The following is a 10,462-nucleotide window of genomic DNA, read 5'->3' as shown; positions in this document are numbered from 1 at the left end:
CGGCTCCAAAGGTCGTGCAGTGGCCGGCTTCGCCATCCGGCGCAGCTACGCCGGCCACACCAGCCGTAGCGCCCAGACCCGTCATGCACTAAGACTGAAACCGGACCACCCTATTGGGGCAGGCCACGATGTGCGCGGTCGCTGCGCTTGCCTCGGTGATCATGCCATCTTCGTAGAGCCACGCATCATCGGCGCTTCGGGCCTTTGCTTCCATCTTCGCCATGGACGGATAGAGAAGCTGCACCGTCTTGATGTCACGACGTGCCCAACGAAGATCGGGGAGGAGCGCCACGGAGATGCCTGTCTCCGCCGCGCGGTTCACGAGCACATTCTTGGCTTGCGTGAACAACAACAGAGTCGTCGGCGTGCCTTCGGGTGGAAACACAAAATCCCGCTCAGCAACACCGCGCGTGAGTTGGAGGTAGGTCATTCCCTGATCGACGCTGTTTCGCGCTACGATTTCGCGATGGACAGCCAGAAGTTCGTCTTCGGAAAGTGGCAGTGCAAGGCCAAGTTCGCGTGCCGAACGCTGCAATTTTGCAGAGGCACGCATATTCCACCAGCTTTCCGTCGAGGACGCAGGTCACCTCGTAGATGGCGTCCGCCATCAGAAACCTCCGGTCAAAGATGGATACCTTGGCCTCGGCCTCCGGCAACCACTCGCCGTTCAGATAGACAATACCTGACATCGGCTGTTCAACTTTTTGCAAAAGGCGCGATGACCACGCCGTTATCTTCAAGTGCCTTGCGCAGGCGGGTAGCAATGGCAGCAGCACCGGGCGTGTCGCCATGAACACAGAGGGTTGCCGGTTCGACCGGCAGACGCTTTCCGCCGGTGGTGGGTATCACTCCGTTGACCACCATCTCCAAAATCTGATCCAGGCTTTGCTGCGGGTCATGAATCACCGCGTGGGGTTCGCTTCTTGGGGTCAATTCGCCCGCGTCCGTATAGCTCCGGTCGGCGTAAATTTCGCAGGCCACCTGCAAGCCCGCCTTCTCCGCGGCGGCATAGGTCTCCGAATAGGGAAGCGACACGTAGACCAACGACGGGTCGACCAGCTTGACGGCCCCCGCGCAAAGCGCGGCAAGGTCCGGATCCACGGCCGCCATATTGCCGAGCGAACCGTGAGTCTTGACGTGGGTCATCTTGTGCCCTTCGACGGCACACATCCCTTGCACGGCGGCAATCTGGTAAATCAGTTGCGCTTCCAGGTCCTCCGGACGTTCCCCGGAGATGCGGCGGCGGCCAAAGCCGTACAAATCGTTGAAAGAGGGATGCGCTCCAACCGAGACACCGTTGGCCTTTGCCATGCGGATCGTTCGGCGCATAACCGACGGATCGCCGGCATGGAAACCGCAGGCAATGTTCGCGGTGCTGACAAGCTCAAGCATGGCCGCGTCATCACCAATCGTCCACACACCGAAGCTCTCACCCATGTCGCAATTGAAATCCAGTGTTCGGGTCATCAACTTCATCCTTTTAGGAAGATGCTTAAGAGGGTGCGGCAGAGATCTGTCGTCGTTTTTTGTTCGTCTTCAGAGTCAGCCAGTTTCGGAATCTGCTACCTTGACGCTTCACTTCCGGATACAGGTGGTATACTGAAATAGCAAGCGACATCTCAAACGAGGTCGCCCGCAGATCAAATAGATGGACGCCGGACGAACAAGCAGAAAGGAAATTCTCCGCGATCGACGACCGCCCACCAACGGGCAGTGCGCGCCGGGAAACAAAAAAAATGAAACCGACCTTTCATCCTCTTGGCGACCGGGCGCTCGTGGTTGAGTTCAGCGAAGAAGTTGACGTGGCCGCGAATGATCACGTCATCGCCCTCGGCGCCAGTTTCCAAGCCACGCCAGTATCCGGGGTTACGGAAGTCGTGCCGACGTACCGTTCGCTGCAAATCCTGTACGACCCGATACAACTGCGAGGAGCGGCGCTGGAAGCCGAGATCCGGTCGAGATTGACCAGCATCGAACTGACGGAACGGCCTGCGCGTCGCTGGCGGGTGCCGGTTGCCTACGGTGGAGAGATCGGACTGGATCTGGAAGAACTTGCCGAGATGAAGGGCATGACGACAGCCGAGTTGATCGAGCTCCACTCAAGCGCCGAGTACCGCGTATTCATGATCGGGTTTGCGCCGGGTTTTGCTTATCTGGGCGGCGTTCCCAAAGCGCTTCATACGCCACGCCTGCCACAGCCGCGCCAGGCCATCCCCGCGGGTGCTATTGGCCTAGGCGGTCAGCAGGCCAGCATCAACTCGGTTCCCGGTCCTTCCGGCTGGCGTTTCCTCGGCTGGACACCGTGGCGTGCATTCGATCCCAATCGCCCGCGCCCGTTCCTGTTCGAGGCCGGAGATCGCGTGAAATTCATGCCGGTCTCAATCGAAGAGGCCCGGGAGATCGCCAAGCGTATCGCTGCGGGCGAGGACATAGCAAGGCCAGATGACACGCCATGACGCTTGAAGTGATCAGTACGGGTCCAATGCTTTCGATCCAGGACCAGGGTCGCTCTGGTCTGCGGCATTTCGGAGTGTCCGCCGCCGGGCCGATGGATGCCCCCTCGCTTGCTCTCGCCAATGCGCTGTGCGGCAATTCGACCACCGCTGCGGGGCTGGAATTCGCCGGGGTCGGAGGACGCTTCCGTGCCGATCACCCGATCCATTTCGCCGTCACTGGCGGCGATTGCGAGATCAAGGTGGGCGACCGACTTCGTCCGACCCGAGAATGCCATCGTCTGGAACCGGGCGAGGATCTGCAGATAGGCTTCCTTCGCGGCGCGACCTGGGGGTACCTGGCGATTGCCGGCGGGATCGACGTACCGGAAGTACTGAATGCGCGCGCCACACATCTGCGTTTCGGACTGGGGGGGCACGAAGGGCGTGTCCTCAAGGCAGGAGACCGCCTTCCGCTGGGACCGCCTCCAGAAGAACAGACTTGCTTGCGCGCTCTCCCGTCGATGTCAGGCTCCTCCCACCGTGACGGGCCGATCCGAATTGTCCTTGGCCCACAAGACGGATACTTCAGCGATTACGTGAAGGCGCGGCTCACAGAAGAAGCATTCACGATCACTCCGAAGCGGGACCGCATGGCAACTGTGCTCGAAGGCCCGCCCCTGCCTGCTGAACGTGGCCACGACATTGTCTCCGATGGAACGATTGCCGGAGCGATTCAGGTTCCGGGCTCGGGACAACCGATGGTGCTCATGGCAGAAGCGCAGACAACCGGCGGCTATCCCAAGATCGCGACGGTTATCTCGAGCGACTTGCCGCGCCTGGCCCAGATGGTCACGGGCACGCAGTTCCGTTTCGCCGTGGTGGATCGCGACGCGGCCGAAGAGATCGCGATTGAGGAAGCTGCTCGGCTCGATCGGATGCTCCGCAACTTGGCAGTCAAAGCGGATCGTGTGCTGTCTTCGGATTACTTGCTCTCCTGCGACCTGATCGGCGGTTTTTCCTGTCCCGAACAAATAACCGGTGACGATTAACAGATGAATGGATTTCCACGGACATGACGTCTTCGAACCTCGCAAGAGAGGCCTATTCCAAGATCATCGACATGATCATCGACGGGACGCTCAAACCCGGTGAGATTCTGCAGGAGGCCGCGTTGGGCAACCTTCTGGACATGTCGCGCACGCCGGTTCGCGAGGCGATCAAGCGGATCGAAAGCGAGGGTCTGGCCGAACTGCAGGGGCGTTTCACCCGGTTGCGACGCGTCGCCCCCGAAGAAGTGGAAGAAATCTTCTTCATTCGCCTTTCTCTCGAGCCGGACTGTGCCAACGCGGCAGGTGCGATCGCGCCGGAAGCACTCGACGAGATAGAAGCTCTCACCCACGCGATAATGCGAGAAGGGCCCGGCGAGAGCGACAGGCAATGGCATGTCGACGGCAAGTTTCACGCCATGATCGCGGATGCCGCCGGAAATCGAACGGTCGCGAAAGTCATCTCGGATCTGCACAAGCGAACCTGCATTTTCGACCATCGGGTGGTCCCGGAGCGGTTTCTGAAAGGTTGCGAGGAACACCTGGAGATTATTGGTGCATTGCGTCGGGGCGACACCGCTGACGCCTCGGAAAAGATGCGCTGCCATCTCGAGAATGCGCGCGATGCGATCCTCAAGCGGCTGGACGGTTTCCAGCCTGTGGAGGAACGGCACAGATGAAATGCCTGATCGTCCAACCTATGCACAAGGACGGCTTCGCGTTGCTGAGCAGCAAGGAGGTTGAACCCGTCCTGTGCCCAAAGCCGGATCTGGAGACGATGGTTCGTATGATCCCCGGTTGCGACGCCGTCATCACCCGGGACGCCGGTTTTCCGGCGGCTGCGTTCGCCGCCGCCGACCGACTTCGGATCGTGGTCGTACATGGCACCGGGCATGACGCAGTGGACAAGGAAGCCGCGGCCGAAAGAGGCGTGCTGGTTGCGAACACGCCCCGAGCCAACGCGCGTTCGGTTGCCGAGCTGACACTCGGGCTGGCATTGGCTCTCGCCCGAGGCATCCCTGCGGCCGATCGGGCCGAACGGTCTGGCCGGCCGAATTTTCGCGAATCCACGTCCTTTCATGAACTTGACGGAAAAACAGTGCTGGTCGTCGGTTGGGGAGCGATCGGCGGCCGTTTCGGACGGATGGCAGAGTCCGCATTTAACATGAATGTGCTCGTCCATTCACCGAACGCGCCGGACCTGAACGGTTTCGAGCGCGTAGCTTCGTTGGAAGCTGGGCTGGCCGAAGCGGATCTCGTGACCCTTCACACGCCGATGCGCCCCGAGACCCGGCATATGATGAACGCAGAGCGCTTTGCGGCGATGAAACCCGGCGCTTTCCTGATCAATGTTGCCCGTGCCGGTCTTGTCGACGAGACCGCGCTTCTTGGCGCTCTCGAAAGCGGTCATCTCGGCGGCGCTGCGTTGGATGTCTATAGCCCTGAGGCACCGACAGGTCCGCTGGCGAGATTCGCGAATGTGATCTTTACCCCGCATCTCGGGGCCACCACCGAGGAGGCGCTGAGCCGAGTGGCGCTGGGGGCCGCAGGCCACGTTCTAACTGCGCTTGCGGGCAAACTGCCCGAGACCACGCTCAATCCCGAAATCCGAAGGACACCAGCATGAAAACGCTGTCCCCCTGCGCTGCCCGCACAAGCGTCCAGGCCGCAAGAATAATCCGGGAGACCATCGCTCGTGTCATTTCCCGGGTGAACACGCTTTCTGAGGATGGGCCGGGATGGACCCGTCCTTCCTACAGCGACCTGGAATCAGAGGCGCACGCGATAATTGAGGCCGAGGCCCGTGAGCTTGGGCTCGAGATCAGTCGCGACGCTGCGGGCAACCTGTTTGCCCGCATGGCAGGCTACGATCGCACCGCCCCTGCCCTCTACATGGGATCGCACCTGGACACGGTGGGCCAGGGCGGCGCCTATGACGGGCAGGCCGGCGTGGCCGGGGCGCTCGCCATCCTCGCCGCCATTCGCGCGGAAGGCATTGCTCCGGCGACGGATATCGTGCTCACGGTGACCCGGGCCGAAGAAAGCGTCTGGTTTCCGGTCTCCTATATCGGCTCGCGCTCAGCGCTTGGTCTGCTGACGGCCGAAGAATTTCAAGCGAAGCGCGCGGATACCGGTCTCACGCTGGCCGAGCACATGGCACAACAAGGGTACCAGTCCGAGGAGGTTCTCGCGCAGACGCCACCCTCCCCGGCAAGATTTCTCGAGTTCCATATTGAACAGGGACCGGTGTTGTACGAGGCCGCCGAGCCATACGGAATCGTCACGGCGATACGCGGTGGATTGCGGTACCGCGCGGCACAGGTCCACGGCACATGGGCGCATTCCGGCGCGGCACCGCGAGAGGGCCGGGCCGATGCGGTCGTTGCGTTGGCCGAACTGATCGTCGCCTTGAACAAGGTCTGGGATCGTATCCTTTTCACAGGCGCGGATCTCACCGTGACCTTCGGCAAGGTGGACGCAGCCTCTCCACAGCACGCCATGGCGAAAGTGGCCGGGGAAGCGGGTTTCTGTCTCGACATGCGTTCCGACGACGAAGCGGTGCTCGAACAGGCGGATCGGGAACTCAAGACCGAGATCGCGAGGATCGAGGCGGCTCATCAAGGCATTAGGTTCGAACTTGGTGGGCAAAGCCGCTCGAAACCTGCGAAACTCTCACCAGCGATGACCGATTTCGCTGATCGCGGCGCCGCACTGCGAGGCGACAAGCCGAGACGCATGCTTTCGGGCGGCGGGCACGACGCGGCCGCCTTTGCCACGGCGGGCTGGCAGAGCGTTATGGTTTTCATCCGCAACTGGAACGGCAGTCATTGCCCGGATGAGGCCATGGATGAAGCCGATCTCGCCGCCGCGGCCGAGGCGGTTTTCCTGTCCATAACCGCGGGAGCGGCTTCATGACCGGGGAAACCCTCTCGAATTCGGCCTATCGCCAACTCAAGGAGCAGATTCTCGATGGCCGCGTCACAGCGGAATCCGTGCTTTCCGAACGCGGCCTGTCCGAGGATCTGGGCATTTCCAGAACGCCCCTGCGAACAGCAATTTCACGTCTTGAACAGGAAGGCCTGATCGACCGGCTGCAAAATGGCGTCATCCTCGTGCGTTCGGTGAATGTCGAGCAACTGCTGGAGATCGTGAAGCTCCGCCAGAAGCTCGAGAGCGCCGCCGCGGCGCGAGCGGCAGAATTTGGCATGACCGAAGAATTGGAGGCGATCCGCTCCGAAATGCAGGCAATCGTCGAGGCAAGTGATACCACCTTCGATGCATTCTGGGGGGCAGACGAGCGCTTTCACATGGAGGTCGCGCGCGCCGCGAGGCTCTCCCTTCTCCCACGGATCCTCGAAGAACAACGGGCCATTGCGCGGCGGTGCACCCTCACCCGGACATACGACACCTTTACCGACCAGGCACGCGAACATATCGAGATCATCGACGCAATCGAACGACATGATCCGGACTCCGCACGGAATGCCATGTCGCGTCACTTCGACCATGTGAAGCAACGTTTCCTTAGTACGTTTTCCAGAGGCTGACCGGCCATGACAGATTTGATCGAGAGCGGTCCTCTTCTTGGAACGGGTAGCGAAGCCGTCTTTCCCCAGGCTGAATTTGCTGCCCGCATCCGAGCTCTGCAGAATCGGATCGTGGCCGAGGGGGCCGACGCCCTCCTGCTAACCGGCCCGGAGAACATTTTCTGGGCCTGCGGTCGCCAGACCGCCGGCTATTTCGCATTCCAGGCACTGGTCGTGCCCGCCGGTGGCGAACCGGTCCTGCTGGTTCGACAGCTTGAGACCACCGGCGCCCGCGCATCGACCTGGCTGACAGATATCCGCGCCTACCAGGATGGAGAGTCCCCGGTCGAGGCGCTGGCCGCCCTGATGCGCAGCCTGGCACCGAATTGTCTCGCGTTAGAACGACGGGGCTGGTTCGTCAGCCCGGAGATGTCCGAGCAGATCTCGCGGGAGATCGCCGACATCGCGCTGATGGATGGCTCCGGCTGGGTAGAGGATCTGCGGGCTGTGAAGTCGCCACGCGAACTCGTCGCGATCAGAAAGGCGGCCTCCTATGCACAGTCGGGGATGGAGGCAGCCATAGCTGTCTGCACGCCTGGTGTTTCCGAGAACGATGTCGCCGCGGCCATGATGGCAGGCGCAATCTCGGCCGGCTCCGAGGCAATGGCGATGGAGCCCTTGGTGTCCTCCGGTTCGCGTTCGGGAATTCCGCATGCGACCTGGCGACGTCGCAAACTCGTGGACGGCGATGGCATCTTTCTCGAACTCGCCGCAAGCCACGAACGCTATCATGCCGCATTGATGCGCTCGGCGTGGATCGGGCGACCGCCAGATGCCGCCCAGCGAATGATGAGTTGCGCCGAAAGGGCCCTGGATGCGGCGCTTGCCGCGATGAGGCCCGGAGTGCCCTGTGCGGAGATCCACAATACGGCTCAAGCCGTGATCGATGCCGAAGGCTATACCGCTGCCTTCCGCAAACGCGTCGGATACTCCATGGGCGTGGCTTTCGCCCCCGACTGGGGAGAGGGCGCAATCCTGTCTCTCTTCTCCAACGTCACTCGGCGCCTGGAGCCCGGCATGGTCTTCCACCTGCCAGTAACATTACGAGATTACGGCCAGTTCACCGTGGGCGTTTCGGAGACTGTCATCGTGACGCCGTCCGGCGTCGAACCTCTGTCCAACCTTCCTCGTCAAATGACCCTTCGCTGACCGGAAGCGGGATGAAAGACGCCAACCTATCAAGGGACGGGTGTCTTTCGCCCGGTTTCCTAAGCAGATCAGTTGCGCATCAGATCGGGCATGATGCTCACGATACCGGGAAAGACCGCAATCAGCAGAACGAATGCGGCCATGATCAGGAAGAACGGCATCGTGGCGCGTGTCACGCTCCCGATGCTCTCCCCGGTCAGGCGTTGGATGACCGTCAGGTTGAAGCCGACCGGTGGCGAGATCTGGGCCATTTCCACCACAATAACGATGAAGATTCCGAACCAGATCTTGTCGTAGCCCGCGGCCTGCGCCAGCGGCAGCGTGATAGGCAGGGTCATGACAATGATTGCCATCCCTTCCATCACCATCCCCAGCAGGATGTAGAAAACCAGCAGGACAACGATCAGCATCAGCGGCGAGAGCCCCCACCCCTGGATCACCTGGGCGATATAGCGCGGTAACCCGAGATATCCGATGGCCGTTGAAAGAAACATCGCCCCGATGATGATAAGCCCGATCATAGCGCAGTTCTCCGCAGCCTGACGCGCAGCGAGGATCAACCCCCGAAAGTCGAGCCTTCGTTGGGCGACGCCGATGGCGATGGAACCGAGCACACCCGCCGCAGCGGCTTCCGTGGGCGACGCGATTCCTCCGTACATGGATCCGATAACGCAAAGGATCAGCAGTATCAGCGGTCCGAGGCCCACGAGTGCATCCATCTTCTCGCGCAGCGTCGTCGAAGCCGGCGCAGCACCCACGTGATCGGGTTCCACTAGGGCCCGCAGGCCGATATAGCCCATATAGGCCCCGGCGAGCATCAATCCGGGCAGGATACCAGCGATGAAAAGCTGCAGGATCGATTCCTCCGCCATCACGCCGTAGATGATCATGATGGTTGAAGGCGGGATCAGGAATCCGAGCGTGCCCGCCCCGGCCAACGAACCGATGACCAACCTCCGGTCGTAGCCCCGCTTCAGCAATTCACCGGCGGTGATCCGGCCGACGGTCACCGTCGTTGCCGCCGACGAGCCGCAAACCGAAGCGAAGAGAGTACAGCCGAGCACGTTGATATGGCAGAGCCGTCCGGGCACACGCCGCAGCCAGGGCGACAAGCCGGTGAAGAGCGACTTGGATATGTCAGTCCGGAACAAGACCTCGGCCATCAGGATGAAAAGCGGCAGTGCCAGCAATTCCGGGCTGGACAGCACGTTCCATGCCTGCTGCGCCAGGAGCTTCAGGAAAGGCATTTGCGGGCGGAAGATTGCCAGCATCCCGGCACCGGTGCCAATCAGGCCGGCCCCGATCCAGACGCCCGAACCGAGCAGCAACACCATCAGGCCGACGAGGGTTAGTGCGGTCTTTGTCATCTATTGTCTTTCATTGGCTTGATTGCCGGGTTTGACCGGCAATCATTCAAGCGCCACGCCGACGGCAATTCTCTCTCCACGCAGCAGTCGCAGGAATTGCGCGAGGCATTGCAACACGAGCACGACCGCTCCGAACGCCGCAAGGCCTTGAGGCCAGACCAGGGGCGTGCGCATTACTGTCGAAGACGTCGAGCCGCGCTGAAGGGAGAGCCAGGTCATTTCGCATAGCGCCCAGGCCAGAGCGAGGCAGGCCAGCCCTCCGACAATGCAGGCAGCGAATTCCAAAAGTCGCGCGACTGGCGTGGGCACCACCTCGAGAACCGCGGTCACCCGAACATGGGCGCCCGCGCGCATTGCTCCGGCCGATGCCAACATGAAGGCAGCCCCCATCGCATAGGCCGAGAACTCCCACGAAAAGGCAAGCGACACTCCGAGGATGTTTCGCGACAGGATCTCGCTAGACATCATCGCCAATATCGCCAGCAGCGACAGGCCGGCAACGTAGTTTCCAAAGGCCGACAACCCGTCGATTGCCGTGATCAGGCGCTGGTAGGAGCCGTATTCTTCGTTCACTTGGACCATTGCCGTCTCCTTTGAGGTGACCGACATCGCGTCCTCGGGAGAATAGGAACCAGTGCGATGCCGGTCGGATTTGGTGCGCGACGACCAACTGTCACGCACCACGAACGCTTACTTGCCACCTACCGCAAGATAGGAGTCGATGACCGGCGCAGATTCCGGAACACGTTCCTTCAGAGGTGGCTCGGGAAATCTGAACGGGTGAGTTAGGTGGATTTTCCGCTCCCGATCCGGCAGCGATGCCGGGAAGAAGGAGCGAAAGATGGCAAGACGTCCGAGAAGAAACCACAGTGCCGCGT

The 10,462-nt window shown here is 61.3% G+C and carries 10 protein-coding genes and 2 pseudogenes; 7 read left to right on the top strand and 5 right to left on the bottom strand.

The window, feature by feature from the left end:
• Positions 1–103: 103 nt before the first annotated feature.
• Both EU800_RS25085 and EU800_RS25080 read right to left on the bottom strand, forming a co-directional pair.
• Positions 104–689: pseudogene (locus tag EU800_RS25085) on the bottom strand (aminotransferase class IV); the annotation flags it as partial.
• 7 nt (positions 690–696) lie between these two features.
• On the bottom strand, positions 697–1,467 hold the full coding sequence (locus EU800_RS25080; RefSeq protein WP_129636208.1) for a LamB/YcsF family protein: 771 nt from the start codon (positions 1,465–1,467) through the stop codon (positions 697–699).
• 269 nt (positions 1,468–1,736) lie between these two features.
• Here EU800_RS25080 and pxpB point away from each other — a divergent pair, with 269 nt between their 5' ends.
• From pxpB to EU800_RS25045, 7 genes are read left to right on the top strand one after another with little or no spacing between them, the layout of a single operon-like run.
• Positions 1,737–2,456 (top strand): 5-oxoprolinase subunit PxpB, encoded by a 720-nt coding sequence (gene pxpB, locus EU800_RS25075; protein WP_129636207.1) that lies wholly within the window; start codon positions 1,737–1,739, stop codon positions 2,454–2,456.
• Positions 2,453–3,484: a biotin-dependent carboxyltransferase family protein gene (locus tag EU800_RS25070; RefSeq protein WP_129636206.1), complete on the top strand. Its 1,032-nt coding sequence runs from the start codon at positions 2,453–2,455 to the stop codon at positions 3,482–3,484. Before pxpB ends, EU800_RS25070 begins: the two co-directional genes overlap by 4 nt.
• A 23-nt stretch (positions 3,485–3,507) precedes the next feature.
• The gene (locus EU800_RS25065) at positions 3,508–4,161 is read left to right on the top strand and encodes a GntR family transcriptional regulator (RefSeq protein WP_129636205.1); all 654 of its coding nucleotides are present in this window, start codon (positions 3,508–3,510) and stop codon (positions 4,159–4,161) included.
• Positions 4,158–5,108: an NAD(P)-dependent oxidoreductase gene (locus EU800_RS25060; RefSeq protein WP_129636204.1), complete on the top strand. Its 951-nt coding sequence runs from the start codon at positions 4,158–4,160 to the stop codon at positions 5,106–5,108. The genes EU800_RS25065 and EU800_RS25060 overlap by 4 nt, the downstream gene beginning before the upstream one ends.
• On the top strand, positions 5,105–6,397 hold the full coding sequence (locus EU800_RS25055; protein ID WP_129636203.1) for a hydantoinase/carbamoylase family amidase: 1,293 nt from the start codon (positions 5,105–5,107) through the stop codon (positions 6,395–6,397). The genes EU800_RS25060 and EU800_RS25055 overlap by 4 nt, the downstream gene beginning before the upstream one ends.
• Positions 6,394–7,029 carry a GntR family transcriptional regulator gene (locus EU800_RS25050; RefSeq protein WP_129636202.1) on the top strand — a complete coding sequence of 212 codons (636 nt, stop codon included), beginning with the start codon at positions 6,394–6,396 and terminating at the stop codon, positions 7,027–7,029. Before EU800_RS25055 ends, EU800_RS25050 begins: the two co-directional genes overlap by 4 nt.
• 6 nt (positions 7,030–7,035) lie before the next feature.
• On the top strand, positions 7,036–8,217 hold the full coding sequence (locus tag EU800_RS25045) for a Xaa-Pro peptidase family protein (RefSeq protein ID WP_129636201.1): 1,182 nt from the start codon (positions 7,036–7,038) through the stop codon (positions 8,215–8,217).
• Positions 8,218–8,285: 68 nt separating this feature from the next.
• On the opposite strand, the gene EU800_RS25040 is transcribed toward EU800_RS25045, so the two are convergent.
• The 3 genes and pseudogenes from EU800_RS25040 to EU800_RS27340 all read right to left on the bottom strand — a co-directional run.
• Positions 8,286–9,584, bottom strand: a complete 1,299-nt coding sequence (locus EU800_RS25040; protein ID WP_129636200.1) for a TRAP transporter large permease — start codon at positions 9,582–9,584, stop codon at positions 8,286–8,288.
• Between the two features lie 42 nt (positions 9,585–9,626).
• Positions 9,627–10,166, bottom strand: coding sequence for a TRAP transporter small permease subunit (locus EU800_RS25035; RefSeq protein WP_129636199.1), 540 nt, complete (start codon positions 10,164–10,166; stop codon positions 9,627–9,629).
• A gap of 108 nt (positions 10,167–10,274) precedes the next feature.
• A pseudogene (locus EU800_RS27340) lies at positions 10,275–10,462 on the bottom strand (hypothetical protein); the annotation flags it as partial.

Origin of the sequence: Tropicimonas sp. IMCC6043, from assembly GCF_004146235.1 — a bacterium.
GTDB lineage: Bacteria > Pseudomonadota > Alphaproteobacteria > Rhodobacterales > Rhodobacteraceae > Tropicimonas.
The sequence above is the reverse complement of the archived record's forward strand: the minus strand, read 5'-3'. Positions and strand labels throughout refer to the sequence as shown.

Bases quoted from the DNA above. Each gene is read 5' to 3' on its own strand.
- EU800_RS25070 (WP_129636206.1), top strand. From the start codon at position 2,453: ATGACGCTTGAAGTGATCAGTACGGGTCCAATGCTTTCGATCCAGGAC.
- EU800_RS25035 (WP_129636199.1), bottom strand. From the start codon at position 10,166: ATGGTCCAAGTGAACGAAGAATACGGCTCCTACCAGCGCCTGATCACG.
- EU800_RS25055 (WP_129636203.1), top strand. From the start codon at position 5,105: ATGAAAACGCTGTCCCCCTGCGCTGCCCGCACAAGCGTCCAGGCCGCA.
- EU800_RS25045 (WP_129636201.1), top strand. From the start codon at position 7,036: ATGACAGATTTGATCGAGAGCGGTCCTCTTCTTGGAACGGGTAGCGAA.
- EU800_RS25060 (WP_129636204.1), top strand. From the start codon at position 4,158: ATGAAATGCCTGATCGTCCAACCTATGCACAAGGACGGCTTCGCGTTG.
- pxpB (WP_129636207.1), top strand. From the start codon at position 1,737: ATGAAACCGACCTTTCATCCTCTTGGCGACCGGGCGCTCGTGGTTGAG.
- EU800_RS25080 (WP_129636208.1), bottom strand. From the start codon at position 1,467: ATGACCCGAACACTGGATTTCAATTGCGACATGGGTGAGAGCTTCGGT.
- EU800_RS25065 (WP_129636205.1), top strand. From the start codon at position 3,508: ATGACGTCTTCGAACCTCGCAAGAGAGGCCTATTCCAAGATCATCGAC.
- EU800_RS25040 (WP_129636200.1), bottom strand. From the start codon at position 9,584: ATGACAAAGACCGCACTAACCCTCGTCGGCCTGATGGTGTTGCTGCTC.
- EU800_RS25050 (WP_129636202.1), top strand. From the start codon at position 6,394: ATGACCGGGGAAACCCTCTCGAATTCGGCCTATCGCCAACTCAAGGAG.